Raw genomic sequence first — 21,318 nt, 5'->3', positions numbered from 1 at the left:
GGGGGCGGGTGCGGCTCGCGACGCGACCACGGGAGGCGCGGTGCGGGCTGGCACCGCGCCTCCAGGCCGTCAGCTGGTCGCGTGACGCGACCCGCGTCAGTGGAACTGCGGGACGATGAGGTAGATGCCGTAGAGGACGGCCGCGCCGGACAGCACGAAGCACGCGACCGAGGCGGTCCGGAACCAGCGGACCCCGGGCTGCGGTGTCCCGGGGATCGGGAAGCCGGCGGTGGCGGGGCCGACCGTGCCGTCGTCCTTGACCGAGTACTTGCCGGCGCGGGTGTCGGCGGCACTCCAGAGGCGGAGGCCGACCGAGTACACCGTCACGACGAAGCACGCGCCGATGAGGGACACGAGCGCGACCGTGAGGAACGCAAGCCAGTCGATGCCCATCAGCGACGTCCTCCCTTGCGGCCGGCCATCCGGCGGAGCGTGCGCTCGCGGCTCAGCTCGGCACGGCGCGCGGCGACGGTCTCGGCGCGCTTCTTGCGCTGCAGGTCGCGCAGCTCCTTGCGGGTGAACACCGCGTTCGCGGCGACGTCGACCTCGATCGCGGACGCCTGCTCGTGCGGCTTCCGGAGCGACCAGAGGTACAGCCCGAGGATCACGGCTGCGCCGACGAGCGCGTCGATCACCAGGCCGGTGACGCCGAGCCGGGCGATCCCCGACGCCACGGCGCCGACCGCCGCCGCAGCCGGCAGGGTGATGAACCAGGCGATGACGATCTTGCCGGCCGTCGACCACTGGATCTTCGAGCCGCGACGGCCGAGCCCCGCGCCGATGATCGAGCCGGACGAGACCTGCGTGGTGGAGAGCGCGAAGCCGAGGTGGCTCGACGCGAGGATCGTCGCCGCGGTCGAGGCCTCGGCGGCGAAGCCCTGGGTCGCACGGATCTCGGTGATGCCGGAGCCGAGCGTCCGGATGATCCGCCACCCGCCGGTGTACGTGCCGAGTGCGATCGCGAGGGCGCACGCGACGATCACCCAGAACTGCACCCCCTGGGTCGACGACTGCGCTCCGGACGCGATGAGGGTCAGGGTGATGACGCCCATCGTCTTCTGCGCGTCGTTCGTGCCGTGCGCGAGCGACACCATCGAGCTGGTGAAGATCTGGCCGACCCGGAACCCGCCGCGCTCGTTCGGGAACACCGGGCGCCTCGTGATCCGGTACGCGATGCGCGTCGAGAGGAACGACACGAGCGCAGCGATCACGGGCGACAGGAACGCCGGGATGATCACGACGGTGAGGAGCGCCGCGTAGTTCACCGCGTCGAACCCGGCGCCCACGATCGCGGCGCCGATGAGCCCACCGAACAGCGCGTGCGACGACGAGGACGGGAGCCCGCGCAGCCACGTGATCATGTTCCAGACCACCGCACCGATGAGCCCCGCGAAGATCATCTCGGGACTGATGGCGACGCCACCGGGTCCCTCGTTGATGAGCCCGTGCGAGATCGACGTGGCCACCGCGGTACTGAGGAACGCACCGACGAGGTTGAGCACCGCGGCGACCGTGACGGCCACCTTCGGCTTCATGGCCCCGGTGGCGATCGGTGTCGCCATCGCGTTGGCGGTGTCGTGAAATCCGTTTGTGAAGTCGAAGAAGAGGGCCAACGCGATGACCAGGACGACTATGAGTGTGATGTCCACCGCGGGCCAGTGTCCCAGGCGGACGGCCCCGTGGCAAACCCTGCCGTTCACGGGGTGTTCACGATGCCTGCACGGTCGTTCAGGTTCCGAACCATTCCGATGGGAGAATGTCCGGATGGACACCGTCGAGCTCCTCATCCTGTTGGTCGGATCGCTCGCGGTGACCGGGTTCGCGCGTTCCTGGGGGCTCCCCGCCCCGCTGCTCGTCACGGCGGTCGCGCTGGCGGCCTCGTTCCTGCCGGGACTGCCGCCGATGGAGATCGACTCCGAGGTCATCCTCACGGTGATCCTGCCGCCGCTGCTCTACTCCGCGGCGCTCGACGTGTCGTGGCAGAGCTTCCGCGGGTCGATCAAGCAGATCCGCCGCCTCGGCATCTTCCTCGTGATCGTCACCGCGCTCGCAGTCGGGGCGGTCGCCTACTTCCTCATCCCGGACATGACCCTGCCCGCGGCGATCCTGCTCGGCGCGATCGTCGCCCCGCCGGACGCGGTGTCCGCCGCCGCGATCGGCCGGAAGCTCGGACTCCCCCGGCGCGTGATGACGGTCCTCTCCGGCGAGAGCCTCATCAACGACGCCGCGTCACTGACCCTGGTCCGGGTGTTCACGCTCATCATCGCCGGGACGTCGCTCACGATCTGGCAGGACCTCGGGATCTTCGCGCTCGCGATCGGGGTCGGGCTCGTCGTCGGCGGGGTGCTCGGCGTGCTCGTGCACTGGATCCGGATGCGCATCAACGACCCGGTCGTCGAGACGATCATGAGCATCCTGCTGCCGTTCGTCGCGTACATCCTGGCGGAGGACCTCTCCGGCTCCGGCGTCATCGCGGTCGTCACCGCCGGCCTGTACATCGGCTACAACTCGCCCAAGGAGGGCTACGCCACCCGCCTCCAAGAGCGCCCGCTGTGGACGAGCATCGACGTCATCCTCGAGGGGTTCGTCTTCGCGCTCATCGGCCTCCAGCTCAACACGGTCGTGCACGACCTCATCGAGAGCGAGCGCAGCCTCACCCAGACGCTCACGGCCGCCGGGGTCGTGCTGGTCGTCGTGATCCTCGTCCGACCGCTGTTCGTGTTCGAGTCGTACGTCCGGAACCGCTTCAACGGGCGCTGGCTCCGGCCGTTGCGCATCCGGCTCTCCCGCGGGCACCCCTCGCTCCGGTGGCTGCGCGGTACGGCCGAGCCGAAGTTGAACTGGCGCGAGCTCACCGTCATCTCGTGGACCGGCATGCGCGGCGTGGTCACCCTCGCCGCAGCCGTGTCCGTCGTCGCGAGTCCGACGAAGATCCCGGCGCAGGACACCATCTTCGTCATCGCGTTCATCGTCACCGTCGGCACGCTCCTGCTGCAGGGCCTGACCCTCCCGTTCGTCATCCGTGCGCTCAAGGTGCAGGACCCGGACGAGGACGACGAGGACGTCCGCAGCGAGATGCGGCTCAACCAGCGCACCACCGAGGCCGCGATCGAACTGCTCGAGAAGCGCCGCCCGGACTGGGCGCGGCAGTACGGCGACGACGCCGTCAACGCCGTCGTGAACCGGCTCAAGGCGCGTCTGGAGCGGCAGGCGGAGACCTTCCGGCGCGACGCGGAAGAGGAAGAGGTGGAGGACCGCAACGCCCCGGTCCGTCTCCGTGGCTCGCAGATCCAGGACATCCGGCGGGAGCTCCTGGACCGGCGCCGGGAGATCGTGCTCGAGGAGCGCGAGAAGGGCAACCTCGACGAGGAGGTCATGCGCCGGGTGCTCGTGACGCTCGACGCGGAAGAGCTCGCGATGGACTCCGCGCAGGCGTCCCGCAGTCGGTCCTGACGGTCGCTGGCGTGCCCTGACCGCGGCGCTGCCGTACCCGGCGCGCTGCCGGTACGGCGGGCGTATCGTGGATGTTCGACACAGAACAGGAGCGCATCGCCGAGTGAGCACGCCGCGGAACGACGTCCCCAGGAACAACGACCTCCCGGATCGCGACGGGGGGCCGCGGCAATTCCCCGCACCGAAGCAGCGCACCACCCGTCCCTCCACCCGCGGCGGCTCGAAGCCCCGTCGTGGCGCGGCCGTCGCCGGGACCCGTCCGAGCCGCTCCGGCAGCGGTGGCAGCAGCGGTCGCACCCGTCAGGCGCCCGTCCCGCAGCCGCAGCGGATCAGTCGGTACCGCCGCTGGTTCGGCACGCTCCACCCCTCGCTGCAGCTCATCGGACTCCAGCTCTGGATGCCGCTGTTCTTCATCGTCGGCTTCTGCCTCTGCTACGTCTTCGCGTTCCACGCCCCGCACCCGCACGACGTCCCCGTCGCCCTGGTCGGCAGCGACCCCACCTTCGTGGCGGCGGTGCAGAAGGCGCTGCCCGGCGAGTACGTCTTCCACCTGTACGACTCGCTCGCCACCGCCAAGCGCGACGTCCTCGCCGGCACCATGGCGGTCGCCTACGACCCGAGCACGAACGAGCTCTTCAAGGCCAGTGCGCACCAGTTCCAGGTCGCGTCGCTCGTCCCGGCGACGCTGAGCACCGTCCTCACCGGCATCGGGGTCGCGGCCCCCACCATCACCGAGCTCGCTCCCCTGCCCGCCTGGGACGAGTACGGCACCGTCGCGATGTACGTCATGCTCGCGTGGTGCATCGGTGGCTACATGGTCGCGATGTTCATCGGCATCATGGGCGGTCCGCTCCGGCACCGCACCCGCATGTCGGTCATCGTCGGCGGCGGCCTCGTCATCTCCCTCATCACGAACACGCTCGCCGGCCCGGTGCTCGGCGCGATCCACGGCCACTGGATCGAACTCGTGCTCATCGCCTGGGGGTGGATCGTCGCCATCGGCCTCGCCGTCAACGGGCTGAGCTACTTCGTCGGCCGGTTCATCGCCGCTCCCGCGATGATCTGCTTCGTCTTCCTCTCGATGCCCTCGTCCGGCGGTGCCTACCCGAAGTGGTTCATGCCCGAGCCGTTCGCCTGGCTCAACCACGTGGTCGTCGGCTCGAGCATGGTCGACATGATCAAGCACCAGGTCTACGGCGTCGGCCCGGGGCCCGCCCGCGGGCTCATCACGATGGCGTGCTACGCCGCCGCCGGCCTCGTGCTCATGTACTTCGGCAAGAAGTGGTGGGAGCGGCGCCGCATCCGCGCGATCGTCACCGGTCGCACGACGATGTTCCAGGACGCGCAGACCGCGAACCGCGAGTTCCTCGGCCGGGAGCGCGACGCGGAACTCGAGCGGCACGGCCTCACCTCGACCGAGACGGGCACGCTGAGCGTCCTGCACGACGACGACTGGGAGGACGCCCGCGTCGGCGGCGACGTCTTCACCGGCGGGCGCGACGGGCTCGAGAACGAGCCGACGTCGACCGGCCGCATCCCGGTGGTGCGCAACGGGGACCGGCCCGGTCCGGCCGCGCAGCGAACGGGAGGGGCGGCACCCCGTCCACGCACCCGTCCCGTCCCGCGCGTGGACGGTTCGCGGGCCCCGGTCCGGTCCGACGCGGCGGGTCGCGACGCGGACGACGCCCGTCCCCACGGTCGCCACGCGGACCGCTGAGGCGCGGGCGCGGGCGGGCGCGGGCGGGCGCGGTGCGGCGCGGAGTGGGCGCCTGCGCGGGCAGGCGCGGACGCGGTGCGGCGCGGGCGCCACGTGCTCGACGGCGCTCGTCTTCCGACACCGCATGCGTCGATCGACGAGCGTGATGTCGCACGATGCGACCGCACCGAGTACGCGCGCATGGTCCGACACCGCACGCGTCGATCGACGAGCGTGATGTCGCACAGCGCCCGGGCCGCCGACCGTCCGCGTCCGCTGGGGTCCGGGCCGCGGGTATCGTGGTCCGCATGAACCCCCGCATCGCCTGGCACCGCGTCCTCGTCACCGTCGTCGTCGTGTTCCTCGTGCTGACGATCGGGTTCTACGCCGCGAGCGTCCTGCTCGCACCCGCCGACGGCCGGAACGTCGCGGGGCTGTTCGTCGGCTGGGCGATGTTCGCGATGATCGGCGCGATCGTCGTCGGCATCATCGACTTCTTCGTGCGGCCGCTCGGCGGCCGGAGCGGCGACGCCGAGGTCATCGCGGCCGCCGAAGAGGCCCGGACCGGCAGCACCCGCACGCACACCCGCTAGCGCCGGCGCGCCACGGCGACCGGCCCGGCGCCGCCGCGCGCCGCCGGCCGCCGGCCGCCGGGCCAGCCTGCTCAGGCGTTCTCGTACGTCCCGTCGAGTCGCGCACGAGCGAGGACGTGTCCCGCCATCGCCTCCCGCGCCTCGGCGAGCGTGAACCCCGCCCGGAGGCCCGCCGGCCGATCCAGCGCGAAGAGCTGGAAGACGTAGGTGTGCGGCCCGTGCGACGGGATCGGCATCGGCCCGGACCACCCCCGACGACCGAGCGGTCCGCGCCCCTGCTGCAGCCCGGCCACCGGGCCACCGACGGCGATCGCGCCTTCCACGAGCCCGGAGGACGCCGGGTCGATGCCGGCGGTCAGTGCATGGGTAGCCGGCTTCCGGAACGGCACGTCCCGGTCCTGGACCACCAGGACGAGCTCCCGGGTGGCGGTCGGGGGCACCGTCCAGGACAGCGCCGGCGAGACGTCCCCGCCACGGAGGTGACCCCGGTACCGCGACGGGATCGCCGCCCCGTGCACGAACGACGGGCTGCTCAGCGCGAAGGCCGGACTGTCCACCGTGCACTCCGGGTCGGTCCAGAGCAGGGCGTCCTCACCGGCTCGTCGGTTCCGCAGCAGGACGCCTATGGGATTCCGGGGCATGGCTGGGTCCTCTCGTTCAGTCGACGGCCGGCGCTTCGACGCCGGTGCCGGTGTAGCCCGAGACGGTCGCGTCGTCCTCGGCGAAGGTGAACCGGGCGCGGACCGATCCGCCGGCGAGCACCCCTGGCAGCCAGTACTTGGCGTCGTCCCACATCGCACCGAACGGCACGGCGTCGACCGGGATCCACCGGGGCTCGAGTTCGTCGCTGCCCGACGGGGTGCCCTGCCAGCGGCGGCAGACGAAGACGTCCGAGACCTGGGACCAGGACGGACGGTACGGGAACCGGTAGTCCAACGTGCCCCGCGCCTCCAGGTCGTCAGCCTCGATCCGCAGGCCGACCTCTTCCCGCACTTCTCGCACGGCGGTCTCGACCGCGGACTCCCCCGGCTCGCGCTTGCCGCCGGGACCGACCAGGCGGCCGGTGCCGAGGCCGCGACGCTTCTCGCCGAGCAGGACCTCCGGGCCGGCCTGCCCGTCCCGCACGAGGTACACGACGACCACCGCGGGGTGCTGGGACTTGGTCTCGTCGCGTGGGGTCACGCGTCCAGTCTGGCCGAAGAAGTGGCGTACGCTTTTTCCATGGCAGGCGTGCTGCGGGGGCATCATGGCTGAGTCCCGCAGGACGGGGCGCAGCCTCGAAGTGCTGCGTGCCGAGGCGGCCGAGGAGATCTCGATGATCGTCGAGCACCGGAGCCGCCAGGGCGAGGACCCGTGGGAGTTCATGCCGACGCTCCCCACCGTGGACGAGCAGGTCGTGCTCATCCTCCGCGCCGATGCCGTCGACCTCGACGCGGCCATCGGCAAGCGGAGCGCGCAGTGGTCGTCGCACCCGGCCTCTGGCCAGGGCACCCGCCTCGGCGAGGAGTACCACCGCCTCCGCCGCATCGCCCTGCAGCACCCCGAGCTGACCCCGGCGGTCTGGAAGCTGCTCGGGGCCCTGCCCGAAGCCGGCTAGCTCGGCGGTCTCGGGGCGCCCGTTCCCGGCCGCGCTGCGGTTGGATGGGGCCATGACCGAAACCGTCCTCGCCGTCCTCAACCAGCCCTCCCGCGACGCCGCTCCGCACGACCCCGCGGCGGACACGTACACCTGGGCGAAGCCGCTCGAGGAGCACATCCAGGTGCAGGACCTCGGCGTCACGCGCGGCGACGGCGTTTTCGAGACCATCACCGTCGTGGACGGCCGGCCGCAGGCACTCGAAGCGCACCTGGCCCGCTTCGGCCGGTCCGCGGCGATGCTCGACCTGCCCGCACCGGACACCGACGCCTGGCGCCAGGCCATCGAGGCGGTGTGCGCGCGGCTCGACCCGGTCCGCGAGGCCTTCGTGAAGACGGTCATCACCCGCGGTGTCGAGGGTTCCGACCGCCCGACCGGGTGGGTCTACGCGGCACCGTCCGGCGACTCCACCGCCGCCCGAACCGAGGGCATCTCGGTCGTCACGCTCGACCGCGGCTACCGGCACGACGTCGAGCGGACGTCGCCGTGGCTCCTGCAGGGCGCGAAGACGCTGTCGTACGCGGTGAACATGGCGGCGCTCCGCGAAGCCGCCCGACGCGGGGCCGACGACGCCGTGTTCGTCTCCTCCGACGGGTACGTGCTCGAGGGGACGCGCGCCAACCTCATCCTGTCGGTCGGCGGCCGGCTCGTGACGCCCCGCACCGACATCGGGATCCTCGCCGGCACGACGCAGGCGGACGTCTTCCGGTTCGCCGAGGAGGCGGGCATCGAGACCGCGTACGAGCTCGTCACGCTCGACGACTTCCACCGGGCGGACGCGGCGTGGCTCGTGTCGAGCGTGCGGCAGGCGGCGCCGATCCGCGCGGTGAACGGGAACGCGCGGGAGATCGACGCGGAGCTGACGACACGCATCAACGACTTCCTGCTGGCGCGCGAGGTCTGAGCGCGGGCGGCCGGCGGCGCGTGCGGCGGCGCGTGCGGATGCGCGGCCGGCGCGTGCGCGCGTCGCACGAGGTTCGCGACACGGCACGCGGCGATCGACGCGTGCCCTGTCGCACGATGCGCCCGCACGCAATGCGTGCGCATGCGTCGACACGGCACCTGTCGAACGACGCGCGCAACGTCGCGTGAGCGCGCGACCACGGACGGACGGGAGGCGCGGCGCCAGCCGGCACCGCGCCTCCCGTCCGCATCGGGTCGCTACCAGCGCGGCGTGGTGACGCCCGTCCCGTCGGCCCACTCGAAGACCGGCTTGCCCTCGATCCAGACGCGCGTCGCGCGGCTCGTCGCGACGAGCGGGTCGCCGTCCCACAGGACGAGGTCGGCGTCGTAGCCCTCGGCGAGACGACCGACACGGTCACCGAACCCGAGGAAGTCGGCCGGGTTCGTGGTGAGTGCCTCGAGCGCGGTCTGGTACGGGAGGCCTTCCTTCACGGCGGCCGTCGCCTGGTCGACGAGCATGTTGATCGGGACGACCGGGGCGTCCGTCGTGATGGCGACGCGGACACCGGCAGCCGCGATCGTCGCGAGGTTCGGGATGCCGCGGTCGCGGAGTTCGACCTTCGACCGGCTCGTGAAGAGCGGCCCGTAGATGACCGGGATGTCCTTCTCGGCGAGGACGTCCGCGATCTTGTGCGCCTCGGTCCCGTGGTTGATGACGAGCCGGTAGCCGAACTCCTCGGACAGGCGGATCGCGGTGGCGATGTCGTCGTGGCGGTGGGTGTGCTGGTCCCACGCGAGCTCGCCGTCGAGCACGCGCACGAGCGTCTCCTTGGTGAGGTCGCGCGCGAACGGCTCGTCCTTCGCGGCAGCGGCGTCCCGCGCGGCGCGGTAGTTCTGTGCCTCGACGAAGGCGTCCCGGATGATCTTCGCGACGCCGAGCCGGGTCGAGGGGGTCTGCCCCTTGCCGCCGTAGACGCGCTTGGGGTTCTCGCCGAGGGCGCTCTTGATGCTCACCGCGTCGGAGATGAGTTGCTCGTCGATCGTGCGGCCGCCCCAGGTCTTGATCGCGACGGTCTGTCCGCCGATCGGGTTGCCGGAGCCCGGCTTGACGACGATGCTCGTGATCCCGCCAGCGAGGGCGTCGCGGAACCCCTCGTCGTCGATGTCGATCGCGTCGATCGCGCGCACGCCGGCCATGTTCGGCCCGGTCATCTCGTTCGTGTCGTTGCCGGCCTCGCCGTTCGCTTCCTCGTGGATGCCGACGTGGCCGTGCGACTCGACGAAGCCGGGGACGAGCCAGGCACCCGCGGCGTCGACGACCGGCAGTCCCGGTGGCGGGGTGACGTCCGGACCGATCGCGGTGATCCGGCCGTCCTCGACGACGACGGCACCGCCGTCGAACTCGGGGGCGGAGACGGGGACCACGTGTGCGTTGGTGACGACGAAGGAGTTGCTCATGCTCCAACGCTAGCGAGGGACGACGACATCCCTTCCATGCATACAACATACGAATTGTTCGCGCGCGTCCTCGTCGAACCTCTACCGTCGGGGGACCCGATGCGAACCGGAGGACCGATGCACCGCGCCGAGCACCCCTGGCCGTCCCACACGTCGACGACGCTGCCGTGGCGCAGCGCCCGCCGCGGTGCCCGGCCCGATCGCGAGACCACCACGGTCACGGCGTCGATCCCGCCCCGGATCGCAGCGGCCCGCTGGGCGCCGGACGCCGACACCTCGGTGTTGCTCGAGCGGGCGGCCACCGCGCTCCGCGAGCTCGACGACCAGCACGGGGCGGACCTGACCGCGCTCGGCCGCGTCCTCGACCGGACCGAGGCCGTCGCGTCCTCCCGCATCGAGCACGAGTCGGCGAGCCTGGACGACCTTGCCCGTGCCGTCGTGGGCATCCGGGCGAACGGGAGCGCCTCGGCGATGGTCCGGGCCGGCGGTGCCATCGAGCGTCTGGTGTCGTCGGCCGCCTCCGGCCGGATCGAGGAGACAGCACTCCTCGACGCGCACCGTCGCCTGATGCGCGACGACGCCGTCGACGGCCGGTACGCCGGACGGTGGCGGGACGTCCAGAACTGGATCGGCGGCGGCGTCACCCCGCGACTGGCGCGCCACGTCCCACCCCCGCCCGACCTCGTGCCGGAGCTGATGGGCGACCTGTTCGCGTTCCTGCACCGCGACGACCTGCACCCGATCGCCCAGGCGGCGATCGCGCACGCCCAGTTCGAGTCGATCCACCCCTTCACCGACGGCAACGGGCGGATCGGACGCGCCCTCGTCGGCGCCGTGCTCCGCCGTCGTGGCCTCACCCGCGTCGTGGCGGTCCCCATCGCCACGGCACTCGTCGCCGAACGGGACCGCTACTTCTGGCACCTGGAGCGGTACCGGCGCGGACTCGTCGCCGAGTGGGTCCGCGACCTCGCGATCGCGATCGGCACGGTCTGCGACGAAGCCACCGTCACGGCCCTGCTCCTGGCCGAGGCCGCTGCCGACCGCGCGACCGGACCCTGCGCGACCGGGCCGCACGCCGTCGTCGACCGGGCGATCGCCGACGACCCGGTGCTCACCGAGGACCGGCTCGAGGACCTGCTCGACGGCGACCACCGGGCGATCGACGCCGTGACCGACGACCTGTGTCGGGCCGGCGTGCTGCGCCCGGTCACCGAGCGGCGGCGGCGGCGCGCGTGGCTCACCGTGGCCGTGGCCGACGAGATCACGGCGTTCGGCGACCGAGTCCAGGCAGGCGTCACACAACGGGCGAATAGGGTGGGGTGGTGAGCAGCGAGCACGTCCAGGCCACCCCTCCCACCGCCGCCAAGCGACCCGTGACACGGACCCACCACGGCATCGACTTCGTCGACGACTACGAGTGGCTCCGCGACAAGGAGTCCCCGGACACGCTCGCGTACCTCGAAGCCGAGAACGCGCACACCGAGGCGGCGACGGCACACCTGGCTCCGCTTCGCGACCGGATCTTCGCCGAGGTCAAGGGGCGCGTGCAGGAGACCGACCTCTCCGTCCCCGTCCGGATGGGCGACTGGTGGTACTTCACCCGCACGGCCGAGGGCAGTCAGTACGGCGTGCAGTGCCGCGCGCCGATCGCCGGACCGGACGACTGGACCCCGCCCGCCGTGGCCGAGGGCGCCGCGACGCTCCCCGGCGAACAGGTCGTCCTCGACGGCAACGCCCTGGCCGACGGGCACGACTTCTTCTCGCTCGGCACCTACGACATCAGCGACGACGGCACGCGGCTCGTCTACGGGATCGACGTCGAGGGCGACGAGCGCTACACCCTGCACGTCCGCGACCTGACGACCGGCACGGACCTCGCCGACGAGATCCCGAACACCGGCTCCGGTGCGACCTTCGACCCGTCCGGGCGGTACGTGTTCTACCCGACGGTCGACGACTCCTGGCGTCCCGACCGGATCTGGCGGCACACGGTGGGCAGCGACGCCTCGACCGACGTCGTCGTGTTCGAAGAGCCGGACGACCGGTACTGGGTCGGCGTCGGTGTCACGCGGTCGTCGCAGTACATCGTGATCGAGCTGGGGTCGAAGATCACGTCCGAAGCGCTCGTCCTCGACGCGGCCGACCCCACCGGCGAGTTCCAGGTGGTCTGGCCGCGGCGCGAAGGCGTCGAGTACGAGATCGAGCACGCGATCGTCGGCGGCAGCGACCGCTTCCTGGTGCTGCACAACGACGGCGCCGAGAACTTCGAGCTCGTCGACGTCCCCGCCGACGACCCGACGTCCGAACGCGACCGCCGTGTCGTCGTCGCGCACCACGCGGAACGCCGGATCGAAGCGGTCGACGCCTTCGCCGGTCACCTCGCACTCGAGTACCGCTCCGAAGCCCTCCCCCGCGTCGCGATCATCCCGATCGAGGGCGACGGCTACGGCGACGCGCACGAGGTCCCCTTCGACGAGGCGCTCTTCTCCGCCGGACTCGGTGGCAACCCCGAGTGGGACCAGCCCACGCTCCGGATCGGCTTCACGTCGTTCGTGACCCCGTCCGAGGTGAGCGACCTCGACCTCGCGACCGGAGCGGTCACCGTGCTGAAGCGGCAGCCGGTCCTCGGCGGGTACGACCCGTCCGAGTACGTCCAGGAGCGCGACTGGGCCACCGCGGCGGACGGCACCCGGGTGCCGATCTCGCTCGTGTGGCGTCGTGACGCCGTCGACGCCGATCGGCCCGCGCCGCTGCACCTGTACGGGTACGGGTCGTACGAGCACTCGATCGACCCCGGCTTCAGCGTCATGCGGCTCTCGATGCTCGACCGCGGTGTCGTGTTCGCCGTCGCCCACGTCCGCGGCGGCGGCGAGATGGGCCGTCACTGGTACGAGAACGGCAAGACCCTGACCAAGAAGAACACCTTCACGGACTTCGTCGCCGTCGCGTCGCACCTCATCGACAGCGGACGGACGAGCGCCGACCAGCTCGTCGCCGAAGGTGGGAGTGCCGGTGGCCTGCTCATGGGCGCCGTCGCGAACCTCGCGCCGGAGAAGTTCGCCGGCATCCTCGCCGCGGTGCCGTTCGTCGACGCGCTGACGAGCATCCTCGACCCCGACCTGCCGCTCACGGTCATCGAGTGGGACGAGTGGGGCGACCCGCTGCACGACCCCGAGGTCTACCGCTACATGAGCGAGTACACCCCGTACGAGAACGTCCGGTCGGACGTGCAGTACCCGAGGATCCTCGCGGTCACCTCGATCAACGACACCCGCGTGCTTTACGTCGAGCCCGCGAAGTGGACGGCGAAGCTGCGGGAGGTCGGTGCGCCCGTCCTGCTCAAGACCGAGATGGCGGCCGGGCACGGGGGTGTCAGCGGGCGCTACGACTCCTGGAAGGAACGGGCGTTCGAACTCGCCTGGCTGCTCGACGTGCTCGGGCTGGCCGAGGTCACGCCGGCGGCGGCGAACGCGAACCCGATCGCTGCCGGCTGACGTGCGCCCGGCGGGCGCGCCCGCCCGGCGCGCGGCAGTCGGCTCCGGCTGACGCCCGCCCGGCGCGCCCGTCCACGGACGAGCGCGCGCGGGCGCGGGATCACACGCGGTTGAGCGCGTGCACCGCCTCGTCGTAGGACTCCTCCGCGAGCCGCACCCGGTCACCGGCGAGCACCCCGTACCCGAACGTGCCCTCGCCCCCGCGCTCGGCGATCCCCGAGTGCACCCGCAGCACGTCGAGCGCGTGCAGCGACCGCACCCGTTCGGTGAGGACGTCGGCCGCGTCCCCGACCCGCTTCCACAGCGCGTGCGGGAACGCATCGTCACCGAGGACGTCCATCGCCATCCGCGCACGCGTCGCCGCCCGCCAGGCCTGCTCGGTCGCCTCGCGCGCCGCCGTCTCGCGGTCGAGCACGGCGGACGAGTCGTCGTCCTCCCCCACGGCGTCGCGCACGAGCTCGCGGACGCGGGGCTTCTCGACCGCTGAGACGTCCTGTGCGACGCGCTTCGGGGAGCGCAGCGCCCACGCGGTCGGTGCCGGGCGTTCGACGGCGTCGTCGAGCACGTCGAGCAGCTCGAGGAACGGCTCGCCGTGCAGGAACGCGACGACGTCCCGGACCGCCACGGCCCGTCGTTCCCGGGTGGCCGCCAGGATCCGTTCGCGGGTCATCGCGTCGACCAGCGCGTCCTGCGCGGGGGTCGAGGCGCGGGGCAGCCGGTCGACGAGGTACTCCGCCAGCGCCGCACGTGCCGTCACGGCGGCGAGCCCCTCGGCCGCCTCGGCGGCGCGGTCCGTCTCCTCGGTGGCGGGGAACGCCGGACGGTAGGACCCGATCACGGCAGCGATGCCGAGGGCGGTCTCAGCCGTCTCGCGGAGGTCGGCCGGTGCGCCGGACCGGAGCAGCGCCTCCTGGACGAGCAGCGTCCCGCGCAGCTTGCGGAGTCGCTTGGTGAGCGCGCGGGCTGCGGTGCCCTTGTCGGGCCGTTCGGCGGTCTGGAGGCGCGGTGCCGGTGCTCCTGCCAGCCCACGTGCCAGCTTGGACGAGACGGCGGCGGGGCCGGCCCCGACCGCCGCGAAGCGCCCGTCGAGGGCGGCGAAGAGTTCGTGTGCGATCTGGGTGTCGACGCCGTCGACGGTCTCGACCTCGACCTCGCGCCACGTGCGCGGGGTGTCCGGAGCGTCGTCGTCGAGCCGCTGGGCGGCGACCTGGTCGTCGGCGAGTTCGGCGATCTGGTCGCCGTCCTCGTCGAGGAGTCGGGTGACGGTGCGGGTCGTGGTGATCCGCACCACCGGGCGGAGTCCCCGGCCGCGGCGCTCGGTGAACAGTGCGGCGAGGACCTCGACCGGGACGGTGTCGGCGTCGTCGGTGAGGGGGAAGTGCTCCTCGTGCCGGACGGTGTCGGAGGCCGCGCGCTTGATGTGCCAGCCTGCGTCGGGGCCGCCGGTGCGGCGCCGGACGGTCACGCGCGAGGCGACGAGGTCGTACCGGTCGGTGTCCCAGTAGGTCGCGTCGAGCTCGAACGGCGCCTGGTGCTCGGTGCGGAGGATGCCGCCGACGCCGATCAGGTCCGGAAGGTCCCCGCCCTCGGGCAGGTCGTAGGTGCGTTCGATCTCGAGGTGGGTGTCGCTCACGCGCTCTTGTCTACCAGGGCTTCACCGTGTTCCCCGAACCGGCCGGGGTTAGCCTGGGCCCATGAGCGAGACGATCACCCGCGACGCGTTCGTGCCCGAGGCCGGCGCCGTCACGATGTTCACGACCAGCTGGTGCGGCTACTGCGCCCGGTTGAAGAACCAGATATCGAAGGCCGGCGTGCCCTACCGCGAGGTCGACATCGAACAGACGCCGGGCACCGCCGAACTCGTGGCCGAGGTGAACGGCGGCAACCAGACCGTGCCGACGCTGGTGTTCCCGGACGGCAGCACGGCGACGAACCCCTCGCTCGCCGAGGTCCAGTCGCGCATCTGACGCGCGCGCCGGGCGCGGGCGCGGGCTTCGCGCTCCGAACCACGAAAGCGACGTCGCACCAGGGTGATCCCCCGGTTCGACGTCGCTTTCGTGGTTCGACCCGGCGCGAGCGCCGCGCCGCGCGCCGGCGCCGCGCGAGCCGCGCGCCAGCGCCGCGCCGCACTACTTCGCGCCGCGCTCCAGCGCCTCGGTCAGCAGCGCCGCCATCGCGTCGAGCTGGATGTCCCCCGAGTCGACGAGCTCCTCGTCGGACCCGTCCAGCGCCCGAGCAGCGAGGGACGCCTTCGAGTCGATGAGCTCGGCGATCTTCGTGTCGATCGTCTGCGCCGCGATGATGCGCCACGCGGTGACCGGCTCCTCCTGCCCGATCCGGTGCACGCGGTCGATGGCCTGGGTCTGCTCGGCGCTCGTCCACGACAGCTCGGCGAGCACGACGTTCGACGACACCTGCAGGTTGAGGCCGACGCCCGCCGCCGTGAGCGAGCAGACGATGACCGCGACGTCGGGGTCGTTCACGAACGAGTCGATCTCGGCGGTGCGCTGCGCTGGTGTCTGGTCGCCACGGATCGTCGCGGTGCGGAGGCCCCGGCGTGCGAAGACCTCCTCCGCCTGGTCCATGACGTCGAGGTGCTTCGCGAAGAAGACGACCTTGCCGACGTTCGAGGCGAGCTGCGCCGCGTAGTCCGCCGCGAGCTGCGCCTTCGCCCGGCCGATGCGCCGCACCATCGAGAACACGTTCTCCCCGGTGGACGAGGCGTCCTGGTCCTCGAGCTCCCACCGCGCGACCTGTCGGACGAGCTTGTGGTCGATGCCGACGACCGGGTCCTGGCCGGTGCGGGCGTCGAGCGCCTGGTGGTAGCGCTTGACGAGCTTCGCGGTCAGCTCGCGCTCGGCGTCCCGGATGGAGCGGCCTTCCTCACCGTCGAGCTCGACGGGGATGTCGGCGATCCGGCGGGCGGGGATGTCCGCGGCGACGTCGACCTTGCGCCGTCGGACGATGCCCTGGTCGATGACGGCCTTGCGTGCCTCGACGAAGAAGCCCGGGTCCGCCGGCGTGAGGCCGATCTCCTCGAGCTCGTTCATGAGCTTCGCGCGGGGCTTCTTGTCGTCGATCCAGCCGAGGTACTCCCAGATGGTGCGGAAGTCCTCGACGGAGTTGATGAGCGGCGTGCCCGTCAAGGCCATGAGGAGCGGTGCCGCCGTGCGCTGCCGGATCTTCTCGGCGATCTGCAGCACGAACTTCGACCGCTGCGAGTCCTTGTTCTTGATGAAGTGCGCCTCGTCGACGACCATGCCCTTGAATCCGAAGGCGCCGAGCCAGCCGGCGTGGCGGTCGAGGATCTCGTAGTTCACGATGACGATGTCGGCGAACCCGTCGAGGTCGCCGCCGTCACCGTGGATGACCGTGGCGGTCCGGTTCGGGACCCACCGCGAGGCCTCACGCGCCCAGTTCGTCTTGACCACGTTCGGCACGACGACGAGCAGGGGGAACGCGTTCGCGGCCTCGGCGGCGAGCAACGACTGCGCCGTCTTGCCGAGGCCGGGCTCGTCCGCGAGCAGGAAGGTGCGGTGCCCCTCCGCGGCGGCCGCGATGAGCTCCGCCTGGTGCTTCATGAGCGTGGTGCCCGAGCGCGAGTGCAGCGTCTTCGGCTCCGGCAGCGGCATCGTCGCCGCTCCCCCACCCGCGCCGTACTCGAAGGACTTGAACAGCGGACCGAACAGCTCCCAGTTCGCCAGGCGCCGCGCGTGGGCGACGGGCTGCTCGGCGAGCGCGAAGTCCGGCGGGAGGAACGGGTTCGCGAGCTGGCGCTGCACGACCGCCTGCGGCACCACCGAACGCACCGGCGTCTCGACGACCGGGGACGGCTCGGCGGCGATGACGAGGTCCTCCGGCTGCAGCTCCATGCCGCCGGCGATCATCATGTCGCGCTTCACCGTGCGGGTGGTCTCGCTGACCGACGCCTCCTCGGTGAGGAGCTGGATCACACTCGTGTCCCGCGCCGCAGTCTTCGCGAGGATCGTCGCTACCCCGTCGAGCCGCTTCAGCTGCTCGGCGCGCTGCGCGTCGGTGAGGTCCGGGTCCGCCTTGACCCGAGCGCGTTCCTCGCGCATGAGCAGGGCGACCGCCTGGAACTTCGAACGGTTCGAGGCCTTGAGCGGCCCACGCTGCGCGGCTGCCTCGACCTCGCGCACGGCGCGGGCGAGGACGGGGATGACGCCGTCGTTGTCGAGCGGCCTGGTGCGACGCGACGCGGTCCGCGTCCCGCCAGCAGCACGCCGGGTGCCTGATCGAGCCAACGCTCCTCCTGTTCCGCCCGGTCGTGCCGGGCGAGCCGCCCGTCCGGGCGGAAGTCCTGTACCGGTGCCTGGCACGGCTCCGGTGTCGGGGGCCACCGTGGCCCGCCGCTTCGCCGGTCCCCGACTCGGGACGTCCGGTGGAGTCCCGCGGACCGTTCGCGCCCCGGCCACCGGGAGGGTGCCGGACGCGATGGTCCGCGCCGGGATCCGGCGCCGTCGCACGCACGCGAAGCCCCCTCGGGGCGTTCACGGATCCGGTTCCCACGTCGGTCAAGTGACCGACTGCTGCGTCCGGAATCGACGCGGCACGCGGGAACGCGGTGCATGCGCGTTCAGTTTACTCCCCGACCACCGACGGAGGCGACTCGGCGTCGCCCGCGCGCGTCGCGCCTCCAGGCTGCCGCCGTTCCGCGTGCCTGGAGGCGCGGTGCGGCCCCGCCCCGCGCCTCCCGCCGAGCGGGCACGATCTGTCACCCTCGCGCCCGCCGCCCGGCGCCTTCCGCCCCTTCGGCGCCACGCATGCGGCGTGTCGTGCCCCTTCGGCGCCCGGCGCCCGGGCGCCCGGCCGCCCGGGCGCCCGCGCCCGCTCGGGCCCCGATGCGCCCCCCTCCCGCCGAGCGGGCACGATCTGTCACGCTCGCGGCCGCCGGCCGGCACCTTCCGCCCGCTCGGCGCTACGCCTGCGGCGTGTCGTGCGCCCTGGTTGGGGCGCCCGCGCGGCGCCGGCCCGAGCACCGACGCGCCGCGCGCCTCCCGCCGAGCGGGCACGATCTGTCAGCCTCGCGACCGCCAGCCGGCGCCTTCCGCCCGCTCGGCGATACGCACGCGGCGTGCCGTGCGCACTCGGCGCCGCCCACGCGCGCGCGGCGTGCCGCGCCTCAGACCTGCGGCGCGGAACGCGGCCGGACCAAGCCGTCCGACGGCACGACCGGCGATGCCTCCACCAACGCGGCCTGCGTCGCCGCCAGCAGCTGCTCCGCGGTGTGGATCCCGTTCGCGGACCCCGTCGTCGCCTGCCCGCCCGCGTGCGCGAGGAGCTGCGCCCCGATCGCCGGGCCGATCCGGTCCGTCTGGTCGGGGTTCCGCGCGACCCAGTCCCGGGCGACGGCGTCGGCCAGGCGCTCCGCCGCGGCCCCGCGTTCCACATCCCCGCGCGACCGGTGCCACAGCCCCGTGACGACGAGGTGCGCGACCACCGCACCGATGTCCCGCACCGGGAAGCCCCAGCCCGCGGTGTCGATGTCGAGCAGGCCGGAGATCCGCCACGGCTCGTCCTCGTCGACGAAGACCTGCTCGAGGTGGAGGTCGCCGTGCACGACCTGCTTCGTGGCCGAGGCCCAACCGATCGACCGTCGTCCGATCGCGTCGTAGAGGGCGTCGATCTCCTCGGCGTCCTGCGGCAGCGCGGCGACCAGGGTGCGCCGGTGCCAGTCGGCGTGGTCCATCGCGTCCGCGCGGGCCTGCTGGGTCATCGGCACGGTCGCGATCCGGCCGGTCAGCGCGGCGAGCGACGAGACGAACCGCGGGTCGTCGGCGATGTCGAGGATCCGGCTGCCGGCGGGCACGCCCCGGATGCGTTCGAGCACGAGGAGCCCGTCACCCCGGCTCGACAGGACCCGCGGCACGGGGAGGCCAGCGGCGACGAACTGCTCGTGCGACTTCTCGATGGGTGCGACCCGGTGCGGCCGGACGACCTTGAGGAACACCGTCCCCTCGGGTGCGTCGACCCGGACGACCGCGCGTTTGCCCGGGCGGTACGCCGCGACGGTCAGCGTCGGGTTCGTCACCGGCATGCCGAGCGTCGTGAGCAGCTCGGCGACCGCGTCACGGTAGGTCACCTGCGGCAGCACCGGCAGTCCGGGGTCGTTCGGGTACGCCCACACGGAGACGGGGTCGCCGGTGGCGGGATCGGTGACGATCGCGCTGTTCTGGTCGTGGGTGCCGCCCGTGTCGACGTAGGTCAGGACGGTGGCGCGCTGGCCGGCCCGGTCCACGGTGTCGACCTCGTACCCGTACAGGTAGCCGTTGCCCGAGGGCTCGACGGAGTGCGCCCGCGCGGCCACCACGGAGGTCCCGGAGCCGGCGAAGGCCTGCGGGATGACGCGCTCATGGTTGGGCCACACGACACCAGTCAACCCGACGGCGGGGGTTTCGTCGCGTTCGTGCACGGCTCGGCGTGCGGCTCGTGGCTACCGTGGTCGTCGTGAACCCGGTCGCGCGTCTCCGCAGCTCCAGCCGCACGCCCTTCCTGCAGGTCGTGAAGACGGCGGTCGCGGTGGTCGCCGCCGTGCTGCTCTGCCGGGTCCTCATTGCCGGACCGTTCCCGACCTTCGCCGCGATCGCCGCCCTGCTCGTGGTGCAGCCGAGCATCAACCAGTCGTTCGTGAAGGGCCTCGAGCGGAGCGCCGGCGTCGTCCTCGGCGTCGTGCTCGCCACCGGGTTCCACCTGCTGCTCGGCGACTCGGTGTGGGTCGTCCTGCTCGTCATCGTGCTCGCGATCCTCATCGCCTGGGCGCTCCGGCTCACCCCGACCTCGGCGACGCAGGTCGGCATCAGCGGGATGCTCGTCCTCACCGCGGGTGTCGTCACGCCGAACTACTCGGCCGACCGGATCCTCGAGACCGTCCTCGGCGCGATCGTCGCCCTCATCGTCAACGCCCTCATCGTCCCGCCGGTGCTCCTCGGCCCCGCGCACCTCGCCGTCGCCCGGCTCGCCCGCGACACCGCGGCCGCGTTCGAGCGGGTCGCGATCGGCCTCACCGAGGGCTGGGACCACGACCGGTGGCACGAGGCCCTCCTGCAGGCCCGCGCCCTCCGCCAGCAGCACGCCCGCGCCGAGGCGTCGCTCACCGCGGCACGCGAGTCCCTCACCATGAACCCGCGCGGTGGCCGGCACCGGACGATCCTCGACGAGGACATCACCGTCACCGAGCACCTGCGCGTCCTCGTCACCCGCGTCACCGGCATGACCCGGGCGATCCGGGACAACACCGCGCCGGACCTCCGCGCCGACCCCGTCGTGGGCAGCATCGCGACGGAGGTGGCCCGGATCGCCGCGGACGTCCGAGCGCTGAGCGCGCGCGTCGCCGCGTCCGAGGCCCCCGTCCCGGAGCCGGTCGACCCGGCCGGCGAACCCGCGCTCACGGCGCCGCTCGAGATCGTCCGGCCGAACTCGCGGCACTGGGTGCTCATCGGGGCCCTGCTCGAGGACATCCGTCGCGTGCGCGAGGAACTGCTCGGCGAGGACGACTGAGACCGCCGTCGGCTCGCGTCGGCGAGCCGGGCGGGTGCACGGAACGGCAACGCGGTCGCGGACGGCGGGCGGCCCTGGTCGTGCGCACGGTCGGACGGGAGGCGCGGGTCGGGCCCGACCCGCGCCTCCCGTCCGACGGGTGGTCGCGTCAGCGCGTGGCGGACGCCGCTTCGGTCGCGGAGTGCACGATGTCGCCCCAGATCGTCGCCGTCGGGACGGACGAGTCGTCCGCGACGACCTCCGCCTCGGCGAAGCGACTGATCTCGGCGACGACGGCATCCGCTCCGGCGGCGCGGGCCGCGCGGCTCGCGACGTCCGGGACGGCGGCCAGGAGTTCGGCGACGACACGCTCGCGCGGGCCGTCCTCCATGGCGCCGAGCACGCCGATGCCCTTCCACGCGGCGTCGAGCTCCGCGCGCAGACGGACGAGGGCCGGGTGTTCCGGCGAGTTGTTCATGGTGCCCCCACTGCTGACGAAGCGTCGGGCACGCCTCGTCCGGTGCGTGAGCCTAGCAACGACTGAAGAAGTCCTCACGTCCCACGAACGAGGGACAGACCGTTCTACCT

18 protein-coding genes are annotated in these 21,318 nt (G+C 72.5%); 9 read left to right on the top strand and 9 right to left on the bottom strand.

The genetic code is table 11. The features are described 5' to 3' along the window. Window positions 1-96: 96 nt before the first annotated feature. Entirely contained in the window at window positions 97-393 is a 297-nt protein-coding gene (locus tag FS825_RS04170) for a hypothetical protein (RefSeq protein ID WP_260981003.1), read from the bottom strand. Beyond that, a complete protein-coding gene (locus FS825_RS04165; protein ID WP_260981002.1) occupies window positions 393-1,649 on the bottom strand; it encodes an inorganic phosphate transporter in 1,257 nt (418 codons plus the stop codon). The genes FS825_RS04170 and FS825_RS04165 overlap by 1 nt, the downstream gene beginning before the upstream one ends. 115 nt (window positions 1,650-1,764) lie before the next feature. Between FS825_RS04165 and FS825_RS04160 the strand changes: the two genes are divergently transcribed. The 3 genes from FS825_RS04160 (at window position 1,765) to FS825_RS04150 (ending at window position 5,742) form a co-directional block, all read left to right on the top strand. Further along, entirely contained in the window at window positions 1,765-3,453 is a 1,689-nt protein-coding gene (locus FS825_RS04160; protein ID WP_144711093.1) for a cation:proton antiporter, read from the top strand. Window positions 3,454-3,556: 103 nt separating this feature from the next. Next, window positions 3,557-5,170: an ABC transporter permease gene (locus FS825_RS04155; RefSeq protein WP_144711091.1), complete on the top strand. Its 1,614-nt coding sequence runs from the start codon at window positions 3,557-3,559 to the stop codon at window positions 5,168-5,170. 287 nt (window positions 5,171-5,457) lie between these two features. Then, window positions 5,458-5,742: a hypothetical protein gene (locus tag FS825_RS04150; RefSeq protein WP_144711089.1), complete on the top strand. Its 285-nt coding sequence runs from the start codon at window positions 5,458-5,460 to the stop codon at window positions 5,740-5,742. A 71-nt stretch (window positions 5,743-5,813) separates the two neighbouring features. Here the strand turns inward: FS825_RS04150 and FS825_RS04145 are convergent, their stop codons facing one another. Together FS825_RS04145 and FS825_RS04140 are read right to left on the bottom strand one after the other, a co-directional pair. Then, complete coding sequence (locus FS825_RS04145; RefSeq protein ID WP_144711087.1) at window positions 5,814-6,383, bottom strand: YbhB/YbcL family Raf kinase inhibitor-like protein; 570 nt, start codon at window positions 6,381-6,383, stop codon at window positions 5,814-5,816. A gap of 16 nt (window positions 6,384-6,399) precedes the next feature. Further along, window positions 6,400-6,924, bottom strand: a complete 525-nt coding sequence (locus tag FS825_RS04140; RefSeq protein WP_186377061.1) for an 8-oxo-dGTP diphosphatase — start codon at window positions 6,922-6,924, stop codon at window positions 6,400-6,402. A 64-nt stretch (window positions 6,925-6,988) separates the two neighbouring features. Here FS825_RS04140 and FS825_RS04135 point away from each other — a divergent pair, with 64 nt between their 5' ends. Beyond that, window positions 6,989-7,339 (top strand): tryptophan synthase subunit alpha, encoded by a 351-nt coding sequence (locus FS825_RS04135; RefSeq protein ID WP_144711083.1) that lies wholly within the window; start codon window positions 6,989-6,991, stop codon window positions 7,337-7,339. Window positions 7,340-7,391: 52 nt separating this feature from the next. Beyond that, complete coding sequence (locus FS825_RS04130) at window positions 7,392-8,282, top strand: aminodeoxychorismate lyase (protein WP_144711081.1); 891 nt, start codon at window positions 7,392-7,394, stop codon at window positions 8,280-8,282. A gap of 257 nt (window positions 8,283-8,539) precedes the next feature. Here FS825_RS04130 and FS825_RS04125 read toward each other — a convergent pair whose 3' ends face one another. Further along, a complete protein-coding gene (locus FS825_RS04125) occupies window positions 8,540-9,739 on the bottom strand; it encodes an amidohydrolase (RefSeq protein WP_144711079.1) in 1,200 nt (399 codons plus the stop codon). 99 nt (window positions 9,740-9,838) lie between these two features. Between FS825_RS04125 and FS825_RS04120 the strand changes: the two genes are divergently transcribed. Together FS825_RS04120 and FS825_RS04115 are read left to right on the top strand one after the other, a co-directional pair. After that, complete coding sequence (locus tag FS825_RS04120) at window positions 9,839-11,065, top strand: Fic family protein (RefSeq protein WP_186377060.1); 1,227 nt, start codon at window positions 9,839-9,841, stop codon at window positions 11,063-11,065. Next, complete coding sequence (locus FS825_RS04115; RefSeq protein WP_144711075.1) at window positions 11,062-13,233, top strand: S9 family peptidase; 2,172 nt, start codon at window positions 11,062-11,064, stop codon at window positions 13,231-13,233. The genes FS825_RS04120 and FS825_RS04115 overlap by 4 nt, the downstream gene beginning before the upstream one ends. A gap of 100 nt (window positions 13,234-13,333) precedes the next feature. Here FS825_RS04115 and FS825_RS04110 read toward each other — a convergent pair whose 3' ends face one another. Then, window positions 13,334-14,866, bottom strand: coding sequence for a CYTH domain-containing protein (locus FS825_RS04110; protein ID WP_144711074.1), 1,533 nt, complete (start codon window positions 14,864-14,866; stop codon window positions 13,334-13,336). Window positions 14,867-14,927: 61 nt separating this feature from the next. On the opposite strand from FS825_RS04110, the gene FS825_RS04105 reads away from it, so the two are divergent. Beyond that, a complete protein-coding gene (locus tag FS825_RS04105) occupies window positions 14,928-15,200 on the top strand; it encodes a mycoredoxin (protein ID WP_144711072.1) in 273 nt (90 codons plus the stop codon). Window positions 15,201-15,362: 162 nt separating this feature from the next. On the opposite strand, the gene FS825_RS04100 is transcribed toward FS825_RS04105, so the two are convergent. Beyond that, window positions 15,363-17,498 (bottom strand): DEAD/DEAH box helicase, encoded by a 2,136-nt coding sequence (locus tag FS825_RS04100; protein WP_186377059.1) that lies wholly within the window; start codon window positions 17,496-17,498, stop codon window positions 15,363-15,365. Window positions 17,499-18,376: 878 nt separating this feature from the next. Next, window positions 18,377-19,621, bottom strand: a complete 1,245-nt coding sequence (locus tag FS825_RS04095; protein WP_144711070.1) for a phosphotransferase enzyme family protein — start codon at window positions 19,619-19,621, stop codon at window positions 18,377-18,379. Between the two features lie 80 nt (window positions 19,622-19,701). Between FS825_RS04095 and FS825_RS04090 the strand changes: the two genes are divergently transcribed. Beyond that, a complete protein-coding gene (locus FS825_RS04090) occupies window positions 19,702-20,751 on the top strand; it encodes an FUSC family protein (protein ID WP_186377058.1) in 1,050 nt (349 codons plus the stop codon). A 148-nt stretch (window positions 20,752-20,899) separates the two neighbouring features. Here FS825_RS04090 and FS825_RS04085 read toward each other — a convergent pair whose 3' ends face one another. Next, window positions 20,900-21,208 (bottom strand): hypothetical protein, encoded by a 309-nt coding sequence (locus FS825_RS04085; RefSeq protein WP_144711066.1) that lies wholly within the window; start codon window positions 21,206-21,208, stop codon window positions 20,900-20,902. Window positions 21,209-21,318 lie beyond the last annotated feature (110 nt).

It is taken from the genome of Curtobacterium pusillum (assembly GCF_007680845.1).
GTDB lineage: Bacteria > Actinomycetota > Actinomycetes > Actinomycetales > Microbacteriaceae > Curtobacterium > Curtobacterium pusillum_B.
Note: the sequence above shows the minus strand (reverse complement) of the source record. Positions and strands in the feature narration are given on the sequence as shown.